This is a genomic window from Kitasatospora sp. NPDC015120 (assembly GCF_043080305.1).
Classification (GTDB): Bacteria; Actinomycetota; Actinomycetes; order Streptomycetales; family Streptomycetaceae; genus Kitasatospora.
Map to the genome: position 1 here is coordinate 1 of NZ_JBIBVJ010000035.1, position 19,428 is coordinate 19,428.

The window sequence follows — 19,428 nt, forward strand, 5'->3', positions numbered from 1 at the left end:
CGGCACATCCGCTCGGCCGTGCGGTTCCACGACGTGGTCCGCACCCTCCGGGAGCAGGGTGTCACCCGCTACCTCGAACTCGGACCCGACGCCGTTCTCACCCCGCTGGTCGAGGCCGCCCTCGGCGCGGACGCGCCCACCGCGGCCGCGGCCGCCCTGCGCCGGGAGCGCCCCGAGGCGCCGGCCCTGGCGACCGCCCTGGCCCGGTTGGCCGTCACCGGGACCGCTGTCGACTGGCCGGCCCTGACCGGGGTGAGCGGCAGCATCGCCGACGCCCCCCAACTGCCCACCTACCCCTTCGAGCACCGGCGCTTCTGGCTCGACGCCGACCCCACCCCCGCCGACCCGCGCGAGGTGGGCCTCGACCGCGCCGGCCATCCGCTGCTCGGCGCCGAACTGCGGCTGCCCGGCAGCGACGGCCTGGTGCTGACCGGCCGGCTCTCCCCGGCCGCCCTGCCCTGGCTGGCGGACCACGAGATCCTCGGCACCCCGCTGCTGCCCGGCGCCGCCCTGGTCGAACTGGCGCTCCGGGCGGGGGAGCGTGCCGGGACCCCGTACCTGGCCGAGCTGACCCTGGAGTCCCCGCTGCCGCTGGCCGCCGACGCGGCCGTGCAGCTCCAGCTCTCCGTGGGGCCGTCGGACGCGGAGGGCCGGCGGGCGCTGGCCGTGCACGCCCGCCCGGCCGGGGACGAGGAAGCGCCCTGGACCCGGCACGCCACCGGCACGCTCGCCGCCGGACCGGCCGAAGCCGCCGGACCGGCCGCCGTCGCGCCGGACTCCCTGCGGGTCTGGCCCCCGGCCGGCGCCGAACCGCTGGACGTGGCCGCGCTGTACCCGCGACTCGCCGCCGAAGGCTACCGCTACGGCCCCGCCTTCCAGGGCCTGCGCTCCGCCTGGCGCGCCACGGACGGCACGCTCTGGGCCGAGGTCGAGCTGCCCGAGGGCCCCGCCGCCGACGCCGGGGCGTACGGGCTGCACCCGGCCCTGCTGGACGCCGCCCTCCACCTGCTCGCCGGGCACGGCCGCTCGGCGGACGCGGGGCCCGGCCTGCTGCTGCCCTTCGCCTGGAACGGTGTCGCCGTGCACGCCGTGGGCGCCGTCGCCGCCCGGGTGGCGCTGCGGCCCGTCGACGGCGGCTACCGGCTCACGCTCGCCGACGGCCGGGGCGAGCCGCTGGCCGACGTCGCGCGGCTGGATCTGCGCCCGGTCGCCCCGGAGGCGCTGGCCCGCGCCCTGCGGAGCAGCGCCGAGCGCTCGCTGTACGCGCTCGCCTGGGAGCCGGCGCCGGCCGGGCCCTCCGCTCCGGCCGACGCGGGGGAGGCCGCCGTGCTCGTCCTCGACGGGCAGCGCCCGGAGCCGGACCTGCTGCCGCCCGGCGGCGCGGTGACCGCCCTGGACGGCCTCCCGGAGGCGGTGCCGCCGCTCGTCCTGCTCCCGTACGCGACCCCGGTCGGCGCGGACGGTGCGGACGCCCCGGACGGTGCCGCCGACCCGGCGGAGGCCGCCCGCGCGGCCGTCCGGCAGCTGCTGCCGGTGCTCCAGGCGTGGCTGGCCGATCCGCGCTTCGCCGCCTCCCGGCTGGTGCTGCTCACCCGGGGCGCCGTCGCGACCGGCGGCGACGACCCGGTCCAGGACCTCGCCGCGGCGGCCGTCCGCGGTCTCTTCCGCTCCGCCGCCGCCGAACACCCGGGCCGGGTGGCCCTGCTGGACGCCGGTCCGGGCGAGCGGGTGACGGTGGACGCCCGGCAGTTCGACCAGGAGGATGAGCTGACGCTCCGTCACGGCACGCTCCTGCGGCCGAGGCTGACCCGCGCCGAACTCCCGGACGGCCGCGCCGACGTCGGCGACGGAACCGTTCTGCTCACCGGCGCCTCCGGGGCGCTCGGCGCGCTGGTCGCCCGCCATCTGGTGCACGCCCACGGAGTCCGCGGCCTGCTCCTGCTCAGCCGCCGGGGCACCGTCGAACCGGGCCTGGTGGAGGAGCTGACGGCGGCCGGGGCCGCTGTGGCGACCGTCGCCGCCGACGTCGCCGACCCGGGGGCCGTGCGGGACGCGCTGGCCCAGGCGCCCGCCGGGCTGCCGGTCACCGCCGTGCTGCACGCGGCCGGCGTGGTCGACGACGGCGTGACCGAGGGCCTCAGCCCCGAACGCGTCGCCGCCGTGCTGCGGCCCAAGGCCGACGGCGCCTGGGCGCTGCACCGGGCGACCGCCGACCTGTCGCTGAAGGCCTTCGTGCTGTTCTCCTCGGTCGCCGGTCTGCTCGGCACCGCGGGCCAGGGCCCGTACGCCGCCGCGAACTCCTTCCTCGACGCACTCGCCGCCCACCGGCACGCACAAGGCCTGCCCGGGCTGTCGTTGGCCTGGGGCCTGTGGGACGGCGACGGCATGGGCAGCCGGCTCTCCGCCGCCGACCTCGCACGGCTGGCCCGGACCGGCATCGCCCCGCTGCCCCCGGCCGAGGCGCTCGCCCTGCTCGACGACGCGCTCGGAACGGCGCGGCCGCTGCTCGCCCCGGTCCGGCTGGACCTCGCGACGCCCGCCGCCACCGGGGCGCCGCTGCCCGCGCCCCTGCGCGCGCAGGCCGGCCCGGCCCCGCGTCGCACGGCGCACGCCGCACCGGCGGCGGGGTCCGGCGCGACGCCGCTCGCGGACCGGCTCGCCGCACTGCCGGAGGCCGAGCGCGGGGCGCTGCTGCGCGAGCTGGTCCGCGGCGCCACCGCCGCGGTGCTCGGGCACAGCGGGCCGCAGGCCGTCGAGGAGGACCGCTCCTTCACCGAGCAGGGCTTCGACTCCCTGGCCGCCGTCGACCTGCGCAACCGGCTCAACGCGACGACCGGCCTGACGCTGCCCAGCACCCTGGTCTTCGACCACCCGAGCCCGGCGGCCCTGGCCGCCCACCTGGGCGACACCCTGCTGCCCTCGCGGCCCGGCACCGGTGAGGACCGGCCACTCGATCCGCCGGTCCCGGTGACCGACGATGCGGTCGCGATCGTCGGCATCGGCTGCCGCTACCCCGGCGGGGTGAGCTCCGCCGAGGAGCTGTGGCAGCTGGTCGCCGACGGCGTCGACGCGGTCGGCCCGTTCCCCGAGGACCGCGGCTGGCGCCTGGACCGGCTCTTCCACCCCGACCCGGAGCGGCCCGGCACCTCCGCCGCCCGCGAGGGCGGATTCCTCTACGACGCCGCCGACTTCGACCCCGCGTTCTTCGGCATGAGCCCGCGCGAGGCGCTGGCCACCGACCCGCAGCAGCGGCTCCTGCTGGAGACCGCCTGGGAGGCCGTCGAGCGGGCCGGCATCGACCCGGGGACGCTGCGCGGCAGCCGGACCGGCGTCTTCGTCGGCGTGATGTACGACGACTACGGCTCCCGCCTCAGCCAGGCCCCCGAGGCGCCCGACGGCTACGAGGGCTACCTGGTCAGCGGCAGCGCCGGCAGCGTCGCCTCCGGGCGGGTCTCCTACGCGCTCGGCCTGGAGGGCCCGGCGGTCACCGTGGACACGGCGTGCTCCTCCTCGCTGGTCGCGCTGCACCTGGCCGCCCAGGCCCTGCGCAGCGGCGAGGCGACGCTCGCCCTGGCCGGCGGCGTCACCGTGATGGCGACCCCCGCCACCTTCGTCGAGTTCAGCCGCCAGCGCGGCCTGGCCCCCGACGGGCGCTGCAAGCCCTTCGCGGCTGGCGCCGACGGCACCGGCTGGGCCGAGGGCGCGGGCGTGCTCGTCCTGGAACGCCTCTCCGACGCCCGGCGCAACGGGCACCCCGTGCTGGCCCTGCTGCGCGGCACGGCCGTCAACCAGGACGGTGCGTCGAACGGGCTGACGGCGCCGAACGGGCCCGCCCAGCAGCGGGTCATCCGGGCCGCGCTGGCCTCCGCCCGGGTGACGGCGGACGGTGTGGACGCGGTCGAGGCGCACGGGACGGGCACCCGCCTCGGCGACCCGATCGAGGCCCAGGCCCTGCTGGCCACGTACGGGCAGGGCCGGCCGGAGGGACGGCCGCTGTGGCTCGGCTCGATCAAGTCGAACATCGGCCACACCCAGGCGGCGGCCGGGGTGGCGGGCGTGATCAAGATGGTCGAGGCGATCCGGCGGGGCCGGCTGCCCGCGACCCTGCACCTGGACGCGCCCTCGCCGCACGTGGACTGGACGGCCGGGGCGGTGGAGCTGCTGGCCGAGGCGCGGGAGTGGCCGCAGGCCGGCCGGCCGCGCCGGGCCGGGGTGTCCTCGTTCGGGATCAGCGGCACCAACGCCCATGTGATCCTCGAACAGGCGCCGCCGGCGGACGCGCCCGCGACGTCCGACGCACCTTCGCCGTCCGGTGCGCCTTCGACGGCCGACGCACCTGCTTCGGCCGAGGCGCTTTCGACGCCCGGGGCGCCCGGGGTCCCGGAGCGGCCGGGCGCGGCCGGGCCGGTGGCCTGGCCGGTGTCGGCGCGCACCGCGCCCGCGCTGCGGGACCAGGCGGACCGGCTGCTCGCCTTCGCCGCCGACCTGCCCGGGGAACAACTGGCCGAAGCCGGCGCCGCGTTGGCCGTCACCCGGACGGCCTTCGAGCAGCGCGCGGTGGTGCTGGGCTCCTCGCCCGCCGAACTGGCCGACGGGCTGCGGGCGCTGGCCGCCGGAGCGGACTCCCCGGAGCTGCTGCGCGGCACCGCCCGGAGCGGCCGGACCGCCTTCGTCTTCACCGGCCAGGGCAGCCAGCGCGTCGGCATGGCCCGGGAGCTGTACGAGAGGTACCCGCGCTTCGCGGCCGCGCTCGACGAGGTGTGCGAGGCCTTCGCGCCCCACCTGGAGCGGCCGTTGCGGGAGGTCATGTTCGAGGAGACCGGCCTGCTGGACCGCACCGGCTACACCCAGCCCGCCCTGTTCGCCGTGGAGTTCGCCCTCGTGCGGCTGCTCGACCACTGGGGAGTGCGGCCGGACGCCGTCCTCGGGCACTCGATCGGCGCCGTCGCGGCCGCCCACACCGCCGGGGTGCTCACCCTGGACGACGCCGTCGCCCTGGTGGCCGCACGCAGCCGGCTGATGGACGCGCTGCCCGCCGAGGGGATCATGCTCTCCTTCCGGGCCGCCGAGCCGGACGTGCTCGCCGCCCTCGACGGGCACACCGACCGGGCCTCGGTGGCCGCCGTCAACGGCCCGCGGGCCACGGTCGTCTCCGGCGCGGAGGACGCCGTGCTCGCGGTCGCCGCCCGGCTCGCCGCCACGGGGGTCAAGGCCCGGCGGCTGACCGTCAGCCACGCCTTCCACTCCCCGCTGATGGACCCGATGCTGGACGACTTCCGCGCCGCCCTCGACGGCCTCGCCTTCGGCCGTCCGGCGATCCCCTTCGTCTCCGACCTCACCGGCCGCCCGGCCGATCCGGCGGACACCGACTGGCCCGACCACTGGGTGCGCCAGGTGCGCGGGACCGTCCGTTTCGCCGACGGCGTGCGGGCCCTGCGGGACCTCGGCACCGTGCGCTACCTGGAGATCGGCCCCGACACGCTGCTCACCACCCTGGTCGAGGACGTGCTGGCCGGTGAGCCGCAGGACCAGCAGGACCCGCAGGACCTGCCGGCCGTCACCGCGGCGGTGCTGCGGCGCGAACGCGGCGAGGCCGACACCCTGCTGCGGGCCGTCGCCACGGTGCACGCCGCCGGGGCCGCCGTCGACTGGCCCGCCGTCCTGGGCGCCGCCGGCCGGTCGGCCCCCGGCCTGCCGACCTACCCCTTCCAGCGCACCCGGCACTGGCTCGACGCCCCGGCCGTCGCCGGCGACCTCGGAGCCGCCGGGCTCACCACCGCCGGCCACCCCTTCCTCGGAGCCGCCGTCGAACTCGCCGACGGCGCCGGGACGGTGCTGACCGGCCGCCTCGACCCGCGCGAGCACCCCTGGCTCGCCGGGCACACCGTGGCCGGTGCGACCGTGCTGCCCGCGACCGCCCTGCTCGACCTCGCGCTGCACGCGGGCCGCGCCGCCGGCCTGCCGGTCGTCGCCGCCCTCGACCTGCACGCCCCGCTGCTGCTCCCGGACGGCCCGGCGCTGCGGCTCCAGGTCGGGCTGGACCCGGCGGACGCCGACGGGGAGCGGGCCGTTCGCATCCACGCCCGCCCCGACACCGCCGACGAGGAACCCTGGACCCGGTACGCCGGAGGCGTGCTCGCGCCCGCCCCGGCCGAGCCGGCCCCGCCGCTGGGCAGCTGGCCGCCGCCCGGCGCCCGGCCGGTGGCCGCCGAGGAGCTGTACGCCGCCCTCGACGCCCACGGCCTCGGCTACGGCGGTGCCTTCCGCACCGTGACCGCCGCCTGGCAGCACCCCGACGGCACGCTGTGGGCCGAACTCGCCGGCCCCGCCGAGGGCGCCCGGGACGCCGACCGGCGCTTCGTGGTGCCGCCCGCCGCCCTGGACGCCGCGCTGCACCCCTGGGCGCACGCCGGACTGCCGTCCGACGACCGCACCACGCTGCGGCTGCCCGCCGCCTGGCGCGAGGTCCGCCCGTACGCGGCGGTCCCGACCGGACCGCTGCGGGCCCGGATCGTCCCGGACGGCGAGCACCGTGGCGCCGTCACCCTCTACGACGCGGACGGCGCCCCGCTGCTGCACGCCGGTGCCCTCGAACTCGCCGAGGTGCCCGCCGAGCGCTTCGCCGCCGCCCGCCGGAACGACCCGCTGCTCGTCCCCGGCACCCGCCGGCTGGCCCTCGCGGCGGACCCGCACCCGGCCGTCCTGGTCGAGAGCCTGTCCGAGCTCGCCGACCCCGTACCGGCGGTCGTCGGGCTGACCCTGCCGCCCCGTCCGGCGGACCTCCCCGTCCCCGACCAGGTCGCCCATGCCACCGGCTGGGCCCTGAGCACCCTGCGGACCTGGCTGGCCGACCCCCGCCACGAGGCCTCCCGCCTGGTCGTCCTGCTGCCGGCGGCGGCCGAGGGCAGCGCCGAGGCGCTCGCCGCGGCGGCGGCCGGCGGCCTGATCCGCTCCGCCGCCGCCGAACACCCCGGCCGGATCCTGCTGCTCGACACCGACCTGCCGCCCGGCACCCGGCCGTCGCTCCCCGCCCTCGCCTGGCCCGAGGACGAGCCCCACCTGCTGCTGCGCGCCGGGCAGGTCCTGGCACCACGGCTGGCGGTGGCCTCGGCGGACGGTCCCGGCGGTGCCGGGAGCGTTGCGGTGGCCGGTGCGCCGTCGGCGGCGCCGACGGATGACTCGGGCAGTGCCGGGGCGTCGGGCGACGGGAGTGCCGAGGCGGCCGCCGAGCCCGGGGCCCCGACGGGCGGCTCCGCCGGCGGCGGGGCGTTCGGCGGCGGCAGCGTGCTGGTGACCGGTGCGTCCGGGGCGCTGGCGGGGGTGCTGGTGCGGCACCTGGTGGAGGCTCACGGGGTGCGCGGGCTGGTGCTGCTGAGCCGCAGCGGGCGCGTGGCGCCCGGCCTGGCCGAGGAACTGGCGGGCCGGGGGGTCGCGGTGGTGCCGGTCACGGGTGACGTCGCCGATCCGGCGGCGGTCCGGGCCGCGCTGGCGCAGGCGCCGGAAGGCCGTCCGGTCACCGGGGTGGTGCACGCCGCCGGCGTCCTGGACGACGGGCTGGTCGAGGGGCTGACGGACGAGCGGGTGGCCGCCGTGCTGCGGCCGAAGGTGGCCGGTGCGTGGGCGCTGCACGAGGCGACCCGGGAGCTGCCGCTGCGGGCCTTCGTGCTGTTCTCCTCGGTCGCCGGGGTGCTCGGGACAGCCGGGCAGGGCTCGTACGCGGCCGCGAACTCCTTCCTCGACGCACTCGCCGGGTACCGGCACGAGGCCGGGCTGCCCGCGCTCTCCCTCCCGTGGGGCCTGTGGGAGGGCGACGGCATGGGGGAGAAGCTGAGCACCGCCGACCGGGCGCGGATCGCCAGGACCGGGATCGCCCCGCTGCCCGCCGCGAACGCGCTGGCGCTGCTGGACGAGGCGCTGACGGCCGGTCGGCCGGTCGCGGTCGCCGCACGGCTGGCGGCGCCCGGGGCCGGTGGGCCCGGCGGAGGGCCGGCGGCCGCACTGCGCGAGCTGCTGGGGCGCCCGACGCCGCAACGCGCGGCCGTCGCCGCCGAGCCGGACCGCCGCGGCACGCTGGCCGCACTCGCGCCGCAGGAACGCGGCCGCGCCGTCCTGGACCTGGTGCGCCGTTCGGTCGGCGAGGTGCTGGGACACGCCGATCCGGGTGCCCTGCCGGTGGACCGGGGACTGCTGGACCTGGGACTGGACTCGCTGACGGCGGTGGAACTGCGCGGCCGCCTGGGCACCCTGCTCGGGCTGCGGCTGCCCAGCACGCTGCTGTTCGACCACCCCACCGCCGCCGCGCTGGCCCGGCACCTGACCGGACTGGTGACCCCGGCCGACCAGAACGGTCACGCCGGCGACGCCGGCGCCGACCGGGCCGCGGCGGCCTCGCCGCTCGCCGGGCTCGCGGCGATGGAGTCGGCGCTGGCCGGGCTCACCGCCGGGGACGCCGGGGCGGCGGAGCTGGACCAACTGGCGGCCCGTCTCCAGGCGGCCCTGGACCAGGTCCGCGCCGCCCGCGCGGCGGGGCAGGGCGACGGCTTCGCCGACCGGCTGGAGGAGGCCGACGGCGACGAGCTGTTCGACCTGATCGACCGGCAGCTCGGCCTGTAGCGGCCGGCGGAAGGCCCGGTGCCGTCCGGCAGTCGACCGGACGGCACCGGGCCTTGCCATGTCCGACCCGTGCCCCGGGGCCTGTGCCGCGAGGTCCGCGCCGCGAGGTCCGCGCCCCCAGGGCCTGTGCTGCGAGGTCCACCGCTGCATGGCCTGCGCCCCCTGGCCCGCGCCGCGAGGCCCACCGCCGCGTGGCCTGCGCCCGAGGGCCGCCGTCCCACGACCCACGCCCCGCAGCCCGCGCCACCACGCGGGGCCGGGGCCGGAGCGGCGGCAAGGAGCCGAAGCACCGCCAAAAAGCCGGAGCGGGAAGTCGGCGGGTCCGACTTCCCACTCCGGCGGAGTGCGGTGCGGTGCAGCGGTCAGCGAGGGAGGGGTGCGAGGCCGAGGCGGTCGCCCAGCAGGGCGAGCAGCTCCTGCTCGCGCCCGTCGAGGTAGAAGTGGCCGCCGGGGTGGATCCGGAGTTCGAAGCCGGCGGTGGTGTGCCGCTGCCAGGCGGCGGCCTCGGCGGGGGTGACCCAGGGGTCGGCGTCGCCGGTGAGGGCGAGGACGGGCGTGCGCACGGTGACCTCCGGTCCGGCGTGGTAGCCGCCCACGGCCGTCAGGTCGGCGCGGACGGCCGGGAGGATCATCTGCAGCGCGTCCTCGTCCGTCAGCAGCCGCGGGTCGGTCCCGCTGAGCTCCCGCAGGTGGGCGGTGAGGGCCCGGTCGTCGGTGAGGTGGTCGTACTCGCCGTCGCGCCGGGTGGAGGGCGCGCGCCGGCCGGAGACGACGAGCAGCTCCGGGGCGCGGCCGGCGCGTTCGAGGCGGAGGGTGAGTTCGAAGGCGAGCAGGGCGCCCATGCTGTGGCCGAACAGGGCGTAGCGGCCGTCGCCGACCCCGGCCAGGACGGCGGGCGCGGCCAGGTCCGCCAGCCGCGGGAGGTTCGCGACGGCCGGTTCCCGGTAGCGGTCCTGACGGCCCGGGTACTGCAGGGCCAGCACGTCGATGTCGGGGCCGGCCGCCGCGGACCAGGGCCGGAAGACCGAGGCCGAGCCGCCCGCGTGCGGCAGGCAGAGCAGCCGCAGCGGCTCGCGGCCCCGCCCGCCGGGGGCGCCGGGGGCGCCGGGGGCTCCGGGGGCGGCGGGGCCGCCGCCGAAGCGGCGCACCCACAGGGCGCTGTCGACGGACGGGGTGCCGACGGCGCTCATGCGGCGGCCTGCCGCTCCGCACGGCCGGCCCGCTCGGCGGACTCGGCGGCTTCGCCGGACTCGCCCCGCTGCGGGCGGAGCAGGTCGAGCCTCCGGTCGGACAGCAGGATCGCCCGCTGCACCTCGCGCAGTGCCCGGCCGGGCTCGATGCCGAGTTCGGCGGTGATGGTGCGGTGGGCCGCGCGGTAGACGCGCAGCGCGTCGGCCTGCCGCTCCGAGCGGTACAGGGCGATCATCAGCTGCCGGTGGAAGGCCTCGTGCAGTGGGTGCTCGGCGACCAGCGAGTAGAGTCTGCCGATCAGTTCGCGGTGGCGTCCGGTGGCCAGGCCGGTCTCGACGTGCATGCCGAGGCACTCCAGCCGGGCCTCCTCGGCCCAGGTGGCGAAGCCCTCCAGGATCGGTCCGGAGCGCAGGTCGCCGAGCGCGGGGCCGTGCCACAGGGCGAGGGCCTCCTCGAAGGCGGCGGCGGCCTGTTCGGTACGGCCCTCGCGGGCGGCGGTGCGGCCGGTCTGCATCAGCTGCTGGAACTCGTCGGAGTCCAGCCGGTCCTGCGGGCCGAGCCGCAGGACGTACCCGGGGGACTGGGTGGCGATCACGCTCTCCGGCCGGCCGTCGGCGAGCAGTTTGCGCAGCCGGGAGATGTAGACGTGGATCGCGGCCAGGTGACGCCGTGGCGGGGCGTCGCCCCAGATCTCGAAACCGAGCTGCGGGACGGACACCACCTCATTGGCCCGGATCAGCAGGGTCGCCAGCAGCACCTCCATGTTCCGGGCCTTGACGGCCGAGGTGCCGTGCTCCGTGGTGACGCGCAGGCTCCCGAGCAACTTGTACTTCACAGCGGCCTCCTGGGGGGGGGATGTCGTCCGGCCCAGGTTGTCCCACCGGGGGGCGTCCGCACATCAGCGGAACTACGTACGGGCGCCCCCGGCCCTCGTGCACTGCTTACCGCCGGTTCACTTCCGGTCCAGCGCGCGCAGTTCGGCGGCCAGCGCGAGCCGCTTCTCCAGCGGGCCGCCGCTCATCCGCAGGACCGTCAGCAGCGTCCACAGCCGGGTCTGCGGGAAGAACCGGGGCGAGCCGTGCACGTCGTCGTGCACCCGCAGGCGCAGGCTGCGCAGCGAGCGCAGCAGCCGGTCGGTGTCGGAGGGCGGGATGATCTCGTCGCGGGCGCTGGTGACCAGGGCCACCGGGACGTCGACGGCCCCGAGCCGCTCCGGGCCCAGGGCGAGCGGGGCGAGGGCGTCGAACACGGATCCGGCGTCGGTGCGGGCCAGGTGGGCGAGGGTGTCCACGGTGACCCGGGGGACGGTGGCGTGCCACACCCGGTCGGTGAAGAAGTCGTGCACGGGCAGGCCCGCGCCGACGACGCCGCGGATGCGGGGATCGGCGAGCGCGGCGTGCAGCGCCAGGTTGCCGCTGAAGCTGAGCGCCAGTGCGTAGGTCCGCGAGGTGTCGGCGCGGTCGGCGACGGCGTCCAGGACGGCCGGCAGCAGCGCGGGCGCCGTCAGGTCGTACGGCAGCGGGTTCTCGCCGACGCCGGGCATCTCGGTGACCACCCCGGCCAGGCCGAACTCGGCCAGTTGCAGCAGGACGGGGGCCCACTGCTCCTTGAGGCTGATGATCCCGCCCGACATCAGCAGCAGCGGCCGGGGCTCCTGCGCGGAGAGCCCGCCCGCCCAGGCGGCCACCGGGCCGGCCGCGGTCGGGACCTCGATCCGTTCGATGCCGGGGAAGCCGGCGGCCCAGCGGGCGAACACCGCGCGGGCGCGGTCCTCGGCCTCCCGGCGGGCCGAACCGGAGGGGTAGGGGAAGCGGGCCATCGTGTAGTAGCGGCCGGCCTCCAGCAGCCGGCCGTCGCGTTCCAGCCGGTCGCCCGCCTCGGTCCAGCGGCGCACCCAGGAACCGGGGCCGCCGTCGCCGTCGTCCACGACGCCGTCCAGGACGGCGCCGTACTCGGCGGGGGTGATGCCCTGGGAGGTGGCCTGCGCCACCACGAACTGCTTGAGTTCGGCGAGGTCGTTCGCCGGGGCCCGGCCGCTCATGCGCCCGCCTCCGACCGCACGGCGGGACCGGCGACCGGGGCGGTGGCCGGTTGAGCGTCCGGTTCGGCGTCCGGTCCGGCGTCCCCGGGGCCGGGCCACTCCTCCAGCGCGGTGCGGATCTCGGCCAGGACGTCCGCCGCCTCCGCGCCGTCGATGACCCGGTGGTCGAAGGCCAGGCTGAGCCGGAACACCGGTGCGGCGACGATCGCGCCGTCCCGGACCACCGGGCGCTCGACGATCCGGCCGACGCCGAGCGTCACGGTGGTCCCGCCGACCGAGTGGAAGCCGTCCACCGGCCGGTGCCCGAGCGAGGTGACCGCGAAGGTCCCGGTGATCAGCGGGCGCAGCCGCAGATCGCGGGCGGCCCGGGCGAACCGCAGCCGGCCGCGCAGCCAGGACAGCCGGTGCAGGGCCCGGATGCCGGCGAACTCGGGCAGCTCGGCCGGGTCGCCGTCCAGCACGCGGTCCAGCCGGCGCTGCACCTCGGCGAGGCCGGCGGTGTGCGGCTCGGGCACGACGGTGGACAGCACCACCCGGGTGCCGCCGAGGGTGCGGTCCAGGGTGACCTTGCCGGACACCGTCGGGAAGGCGGCCACCCGGGGGCGCGGGCCGCCCCGGTAGGCGGAGTTGGCCTCCGGGTGACGGGCCAGCACCCCGCCCGCGGCCACCAGCAGGTAGCCGACCACCGAGCGGCGCTGTCCGGCGGCCCTGGCCCGGGCGCGGTCCTCCAGCAGACGGGTGGCGTCCACCTCGGTGTCCAGGAAGACGGGCGAGAAGTCCCGGATCGCCTCCAGGAAGTACAGGGTGTGCCGCCGCTCGCGCGGCGGTGGTGCGAGACGGAGACCGGCTCCGGTCGGATTGGTCATCACGGGCCTCTCGGGTCGGACCGGCAGAGGTGCCGAGCCTGGCGGACGAGGCCAAACGAGACCTGAAGCGGGAGGTCCGGACCGGTCACGGGGTTCGTGAAATCCTTGTTTCGTCCGGCCGGTTGTCCCGTGTTCGAAGCTATGATCGACAGCGGTCGGGGGGATCCGCCGTTCCGCCCGCCACCGGGGGAAGGGGCAGCAACCGTGATCGCAGTCCGAGAGACCCGAGGGCACCGAGAACTCCGGGACGCCGGCATCGTGGCCCGCGACCGCATCCGCCTCCGCACGGACACCGTCCGGCGCATCGAACTGGAGCAACTGCGCGACGTCCTCGACGAGGTGACACCGGGTCGGCAGACGGTGGTGGAGCTCGCCGGGGACCCGGGCAGCGGAAAGTCCCGGCTGCTCACCGCACTCGCCGAGGACGCTTCGGCCCGCGGCTTCACCGTCCTGCGGGCACTGGCCGACCCCGCCGAACAGCACCTGACGGGCGGCCTGTTCGCGCAGATCCTGCGCGACTGGATCGGCCTCGCCGACCGCGCCGGGCTGCGCGACGAACTGCTCGCCCTGCTCCGGCGGATCTCCGCCTCCGTGGAGGCCTCGGCGGGCGGCTGCCCGAACCCGGAGCGGCTGCGCGCGCTGCTCGAACAGCACACCTGCCGGGGCCTGTTGATCGTGCTGGACGACGTCCACGCGGCCGATCCCGGCTCGCTCGCGCTGCTCGACCGGCTGATCCGCTGGCCGGTGCGCGCGCCGCTCGCGCTGGTGGTCTCCCACCGGCCCCGGCAGGCCCCGCAGACGCTGCGCGCCACCCTCGCCCGGGGCAGCCAGCTCGGCACCACCCGGCGGATCGAGCTCGGCCGGCTCGGCCTCGCCCAGGCCGCCGAACTGCTCGACCTGCCCGCCACCAGCCCCCGGCTGCGCGCCCTGCACCGGGACGCGCACGGGAACCCGCTCTACCTGCTGGCGCTCGCCGGGGTCTGCCCCGGCCGGCTGTCCGGCCGCCCGGAGGGTTCGCTGGCCGACCTGCGCGGCCTGCCGCCGGACGCCGCCCTGCCCGACCGGCTGTCCCGGCACCTGGTGACCGAACTCGCCGTCCTCGGCCCGGAGCAGCGGCTCGTCCTCGACGCGGCCTCGGTGCTCGGCACCGAGCTGGACGCCCAGGCGGTCGCCGCGGTCGCCGGGACGAGCGAGGACGAGGCCTGCCGCACCATCGACGAACTGCGCCGGCTCGACCTGCTGCGCCCGCTGGCCGGCGGCCCCCGGAGCACCTTCCGGCACCCGCTGGTGCGCTGGCTGGTCCACGACGGCACCGACTTCTGCTGGCGCTCCGACGCCCACCGCCGGGCCGTCGGCGTCCTCGCGGGCCGCGGCGCCCCCGCCGAACGGCTCGCCCCGCACATCGAACGGGCCACCCCGGGGCGGGACCCGCAGGACGCGGCCGTCCTCGCCGAGGCCGCCCGGTCCGCGCTGCGCAGCGGGGACACCGACCTGGCCGGGCACTGGCTCGGCACCGCGCTCACGGCCCTCGGCCACCAGGACCGGGCCGACGACCGGGTGGCCGGCCAACTGCTGGCCGCGGCGGGCGAGGTGGCGGCCCGCACCGGCTCGCGCGGCCTGCTCGCCGAGGCCACCGCGCGCCTGGGCCGGGGGAACCGCCCCGACGCCTCCGGGCCCGGTCGGCCGCAGGCCGAGGAGCGGCCGGGCCGCCGTGGCGCGGCCCCGCCCCGGCGGCCGGCCTCCGCCCGGCCGCCCCGCTCGTCCCTGCCCGCCGCACCCGCCGAGCCGGCCGCAACCGGATCGTCCGCCGGTCCGGCCTTCGAACTGCTCACCGAGCGGGAACGGGAGATCGCCGAACTGGCCGGCACCGGCCTGCGCAGCCGGGAGATCGCCGACCGGCTCGGCCTGAGCGCCCGTACGGTCGAGGTCCACATCGCCCGCACCTACCGCAAGTTGGGCATCGGGTCCCGTGCGGCGCTGGTCCGTCTGGTGGTCGAGGAGCACCGCCGGGCGTCGTAGCGCGTCGTCGTGCGTCGTGCGGGGCGCCTCCGGGCCCGGCCCGCCCGGCGTGCTGAACCCGGGCTGAAGCCGCGCCGAACCGCGATTGCCGCCCGCGGCGGGGCGTGGCTAGCGTGCCGTGCCTGCCGTCCCCGCCGGGGACGGACGGTGGAGGTCGTCCGGCCCTGCGGGGCACGGGGAGAGTGCGGTGGTGCCTGATGGCGGCGAGCGCGGTACTGCGGTTGGCCGTGGCCCTGGACGGCGACCCGGGCGGTGTACCGGAGCGCGAGACGCCCCTGCCGCCGGAGCGGTGGGCCGAGCGGGTGGCCGAGGCCGAGCGCGGGCTGCTGGACCTGATCACCCTGGACGACGCCCACCGCCCGGCGCCGGACGGCACGGCCCGGCCGGAGGCGCTGCAACTCGCCGCCGCCCTGGGCGCGTCGACCCGGTGGATCGGCATCGCGCCGACGGTCACCCCGACCCACGGCGAGCCCTTCCACCTGTCGACCGCCCTCGCCACCCTGGACTTCGTGACCGGCGGCCGGGCGGCCGCCCTGGTGCGGCCCGGGCTGGACCCGGCCGAGGACCGCAACGCCGGGCGCGCCCCGGGCACCCCGCAGGAGCGGCTGGCGGAGACCGAGGAGGCCGTCGAGGTGATCCGCGCCCTGTGGGACAGCTGGGAGGACGGCGCGGAGATCCGCGACGCCGCGAGCGGCCGCTTCCTGGACCGCGCGCGGGTGCGGCCCGTCGGTCACCGGGGCCGCCACTTCACCGTCCGGGGACCGTCCGTCACCCCGCGCCCGCCGCAGGGGCAGCCGCCGGTCCTGGTCGCGGTGCGCGACGAGGGCAGCCGCCGGCTCGCCGCCCGCGCCGCCGACCTCGCCCTGCTGACCGCCGCCGACCCGGACGACGCCCGGGCGCAGCTCGCCGCCCTGCGGGCCGCCGAGGCCGAGGCCGCAGGGGCCCGGACCGGGCCGCTGCTGGTGTTCGCCGACCGCCCGGTGGCCCTGGACACCGACCCGCGCCGCGCCGCGGCCCGCCGCACGGCCGGCCCCGGCGCGTTCGCCGGCACCCCGGAGGCGCTCGCCGGATCGCTGCTCGCCTGGCAGCGCACCGGTCTGGACGGCGTGCGGCTGCTGCCCGCCTCGCCCGGGCGGGACCTGCCGGGCATCGTCCGGGGCCTGGTGCCCGAGCTCCAGCTGCGCGGTGCCTTCCGCCGGTCGTACGAGGGCGCCACGCTGCGCGCCCGCCTCGGCCTGCCCGCCCCGGACAACCGGCTCTCCGGCCGCAGCGTCTGACGAGGAACCAGGAGGAACCGTGCCCGTGCGACCGCGCCGACAGGTCCTGCTCGCCGCCACCTTCCCGCACAGCGTCTGGGTGGTCTGGGACGATCCCCGCTCCGGCAGCCAGATCGACTTCGCCTCGTTCCGGCACGCCGTCCGCACCGCCGAACGCGGCCGGTTCGACTTCTTCCTGATCGCCGAGACCCTGCGGCTGCGCGAACACGCCGGGCGGCTGGACGACCTGGAGGTGGCCGGCCGTCCGCACAGTCCGACGGTGATGTCCGCGCTGGCCGCCGTCACCCGGCACATCGGGCTCGTCCCGACGATGAGCACCACCTACAACGAACCGTACGAACTCGCCCGGCAGATCGCCTCCCTGGACCACCTCTCGGGCGGCCGCGCGGGCTGGAACATGGTCACCACCGCCGACCCCGAGGCCGGGGTCAACTTCCGCCGGGGCGCCCACCTCGCGCCCGCCGACCGCTACGCCCGCGCCGAGGAGTTCGTCCGGGCCGCCGACACCCTCTGGCGCGGCGGCCTCGCCCCCTACCGCCACCGGGGCGTCCACTTCGACCTGGAGGGCCGCTTCACCCTGCCGCCGGGACGGCAGGGCCGCCCGGTCCTGGTGCAGGCCGGGGACTCCGGGCAGGGGCGCGACTTCGCGGCCCGCCACGCCGACATCGTCTTCGGCCTGCACGACCGCCCCGGGCCCGGCCGGCGGTTCCGGGCCGACCTCCGGGCGCGGGCCCGGGCGCTGGGCCGGGACCCGGACGCGCTCAAGGTGATGCCGGGCGCCGGGTTCATCCTCGGCGACACCCCGGCGGAGGCCGAGGAGCGCTCCCGCGAGGTAGCCTCACGGCAGATCACCCCGGCGATCGCGCTCACCCGGATCGGGCAGCTGTGGGCGGCGGACCTGTCCGGCCGCGACCCGGACGACCCGCCGCCCCCGCCCGCGGCGCCGCCCGGCTCGCCCGCCGCGACGCTGTACGCCCGGGCGCTCGCCGAGGGCCTGTCGGTGCGCGAGCTGGCGATCCGCACGCTGCTGCGGCACACCTTCACCGGCACCCCCGCCGCGGTGGCCGCCCGGATCGACGCCGACGTCCAGAGCGGCGTCGCGGACGGCTACATCCTGGCCGGGCACCTCAACCCGGTCGGCTTCGACGAGTTCACCGACCTGGTCGTCCCCCACTTGCAGGAACGCGGTGTGCTGCGCGCCGAGTACCGCGAGGGCGCCACCCTGCGCGACAACCTCGGCCTGCCCGCCCGCGGACCGGATCCCGCCGGGCCGCGGGAATAGCCGCCGTCCAGGATTTGTTGACGCGCTGCAAGGCCCCCGCGACGGCCGCGCGGACGTGCGCGGCGGGACGGCGGAAGGGGCGGGCGCGGAGGAGGAGCACCGGTGAGGTACGAGGTACTCGGCCCGCTCAGGGTCAGTGACGCGGACGGCCAGGTCGTGATCACCTCCCGCAAGACCGAGGCGGTGCTGGCCGTCCTGCTCGCCCGGATGGGCCAGGTGGTCTCGGTGGACGACCTGGTGCGCGAGCTGTGGCCCGCCACGCCGCCCCAGCGCGCCCGGGACGCCGTCTACGTCTACGTCTCGCAGCTGCGCAAGCTGCTCACCCGCCCCGGCGAGCCCGAGCCGGTCATCACCCGGGCGCCCGGCTACGTCCTGTGGACGCCGCCGCAGGCCGTCGACTTCCACACCCTCCAGGAGCAACTGCCCGCCGCCCGGGCGATGATGCGCGAACGGCGTTACGACGAGGCCTGCGACCTGCTGGAGAAGACCGTCGCCCTGTGGCGCGGCCCGGTGCTGGCCGGCCTGCAGGCCGGGCCGGTGGTCAACACCTTCGCGGCCTGGCTGCAGGAGCTCCAGCTGGAGTGCAGCGAACTGCTGGTGGAGTCCAAGCTGATGCTCTCCCGGGACCGCGAGGTGGTCTCCCAGCTGCGCTGCCTGATCCGCGAACACCCGCTGCAGGAGAGCTTCTACGCCCAGCTGATGCTGGCCCTGTGGCGCTCGGGCCGGCAGGCCGACGCGCTCACCGTCTACCACTCCGCGCGCGACACCCTCAACCGGGAGCTGGGCCTGGAGCCGGGCTGCTGGCTGCGCAACCTCCAGCGCACCATCCTGGAGGTCGGCGCGGACGCCCCCGCCCGGCGCAGGCCCGCCCCGGTGCGGGCCTGACGTCCGCCCCGTTCCCGTTTGGGTGCGGTTTAGTCGCCTTCGGCACGCTGGAGGAGGCAGAACCGATCCCCGAGCGATGACGGAGCGATTCGAGTGAACGATGTCCCCACCCGCCACCTGGGCGGCCTGGAAGTCGGTGCCCAGGGGCTCGGCGCCCTCGGCCTGAGCGAGTTCTACGGCCCGACCGATCCGGACCAGGCGGTCGCCACCATCCGCCGGGCGCTCGACCTGGGCGTCACCCTGATCGACACCGCCGACGTCTACGGGCACGGCCTGAGCGAGGAACTGGTCGGCCGGGCGGTGGCCGGCCGGCGCGACGAGGCGGTGGTGGCCACCAAGTTCGGGGTGGTGCGCACCGGCGACGGGATCGGGCAGGCGGTGCGCGGCGACGCCGCCTATGTGAAGGAGTCCGCCGACGCCTCGCTCAAGCGCCTCGGGCTGGACCACATCGACCTCTTCTACCCGGCCCGGATCGACCCCTCGGTGCCGATCGAGGAGACGGTCGGCGCGCTGGCCGAGCTGGTGCAGGCCGGGAAGGTGCGCCACATCGGGCTCTCCGAGGCCGCCCCGGAGACCATCCGCCGGGCCCACGCCGTGCACCCGCTGGCCGCCGTGCAGACCGAGTGGTCGCTGTTCTCCCGCGGCCTGGAGCGCGAGGTCGTGCCGCTCGCGCGTGAGCTGGGCATCGGCATCGTGCCCAACGCCCCGCTCGGCCGCGGTCTGCTCACCGGCCGCTACCGGGCCGCGGAGGTGTTCGGGCCGGAGGACTTCCGGACCGTCGCCCAGCCGCGGTTCACCCCGGAGAACTTCCCGGTCAACCTCGCCCTGGTCGACCGGCTGGAGCCGCTGTCCATCGAACTCGGCGTGTCGGTGGGCCAGTTGGCGCTGGCCTGGGTGCACCACCGGGGCGAGGACGTCGTGCCGATCCCCGGCACCCGGCGGATCGACCACCTGGAGGAGAACCTCGCCGCCGCGACGCTCGCCCTCGGCCCCGAGGAGCTGGCCGCGATCGAGGCCGCGGTGCCCGCCGAGCAGGTCGCCGGCGCCCGGCTCACCGACTTCAGTCTGCAGTTCGTCGACCGCTGACCGGCGTGCGGTGCGCACCGGACGGGCCCCGGGCCCGTCCGGTGCTGACGGCTGTCCGCCGCCGCCCCGGGCGCGGCCCCTGCGCCGGCCGCCGTGGCGGGCGCCGGGGCGGGTGCGAGCGGCCCGTCGGGGACATGGCAAGGGCGTGGCCGCAGGGGGTTTAGCCGC

10 protein-coding genes are annotated in these 19,428 nt (G+C 77.8%); 6 read left to right on the forward strand and 4 right to left on the reverse strand.

Features of this window, described 5'->3' with window-relative positions:
• Positions 1 to 18 precede the first annotated feature (18 nt).
• The gene (locus ACF1AK_RS35440) at positions 19 to 8,613 is read left to right on the forward strand and encodes an SDR family NAD(P)-dependent oxidoreductase (RefSeq protein WP_391502955.1); all 8,595 of its coding nucleotides are present in this window, start codon (positions 19 to 21) and stop codon (positions 8,611 to 8,613) included.
• 362 nt (positions 8,614 to 8,975) lie between these two features.
• Here ACF1AK_RS35440 and ACF1AK_RS35445 read toward each other — a convergent pair whose 3' ends face one another.
• The 4 genes from ACF1AK_RS35445 to ACF1AK_RS35460 all read right to left on the reverse strand — a co-directional run bounded on the left by ACF1AK_RS35445 (position 8,976) and on the right by ACF1AK_RS35460 (position 12,711).
• On the reverse strand, positions 8,976 to 9,803 hold the full coding sequence (locus ACF1AK_RS35445; RefSeq protein WP_391502956.1) for a thioesterase II family protein: 828 nt from the start codon (positions 9,801 to 9,803) through the stop codon (positions 8,976 to 8,978).
• On the reverse strand, positions 9,800 to 10,639 hold the full coding sequence (locus ACF1AK_RS35450; protein ID WP_391502957.1) for a BTAD domain-containing putative transcriptional regulator: 840 nt from the start codon (positions 10,637 to 10,639) through the stop codon (positions 9,800 to 9,802). Before ACF1AK_RS35450 ends, ACF1AK_RS35445 begins: the two co-directional genes overlap by 4 nt.
• A gap of 117 nt (positions 10,640 to 10,756) precedes the next feature.
• Entirely contained in the window at positions 10,757 to 11,845 is a 1,089-nt protein-coding gene (locus tag ACF1AK_RS35455; protein ID WP_391502958.1) for an alpha/beta hydrolase, read from the reverse strand.
• Positions 11,842 to 12,711: a 2-oxo acid dehydrogenase subunit E2 gene (locus tag ACF1AK_RS35460; protein ID WP_391502959.1), complete on the reverse strand. Its 870-nt coding sequence runs from the start codon at positions 12,709 to 12,711 to the stop codon at positions 11,842 to 11,844. The genes ACF1AK_RS35455 and ACF1AK_RS35460 overlap by 4 nt, the downstream gene beginning before the upstream one ends.
• 204 nt (positions 12,712 to 12,915) lie before the next feature.
• Here ACF1AK_RS35460 and ACF1AK_RS35465 point away from each other — a divergent pair, with 204 nt between their 5' ends.
• The 5 genes from ACF1AK_RS35465 to ACF1AK_RS35485 all read left to right on the forward strand — a co-directional run bounded on the left by ACF1AK_RS35465 (position 12,916) and on the right by ACF1AK_RS35485 (position 19,260).
• Positions 12,916 to 14,730 carry an AAA family ATPase gene (locus ACF1AK_RS35465; RefSeq protein WP_391502960.1) on the forward strand — a complete coding sequence of 605 codons (1,815 nt, stop codon included), beginning with the start codon at positions 12,916 to 12,918 and terminating at the stop codon, positions 14,728 to 14,730.
• 197 nt (positions 14,731 to 14,927) lie between these two features.
• A complete protein-coding gene (locus ACF1AK_RS35470) occupies positions 14,928 to 16,007 on the forward strand; it encodes an LLM class flavin-dependent oxidoreductase (protein WP_391502961.1) in 1,080 nt (359 codons plus the stop codon).
• 25 nt (positions 16,008 to 16,032) lie between these two features.
• A complete protein-coding gene (locus ACF1AK_RS35475) occupies positions 16,033 to 17,289 on the forward strand; it encodes an LLM class flavin-dependent oxidoreductase (protein ID WP_391502962.1) in 1,257 nt (418 codons plus the stop codon).
• A gap of 102 nt (positions 17,290 to 17,391) precedes the next feature.
• Positions 17,392 to 18,174, forward strand: coding sequence for a BTAD domain-containing putative transcriptional regulator (locus tag ACF1AK_RS35480; protein WP_391502963.1), 783 nt, complete (start codon positions 17,392 to 17,394; stop codon positions 18,172 to 18,174).
• Positions 18,175 to 18,267: 93 nt separating this feature from the next.
• A complete protein-coding gene (locus ACF1AK_RS35485; RefSeq protein ID WP_391502964.1) occupies positions 18,268 to 19,260 on the forward strand; it encodes an aldo/keto reductase in 993 nt (330 codons plus the stop codon).
• Positions 19,261 to 19,428: the final 168 nt, after the last annotated feature.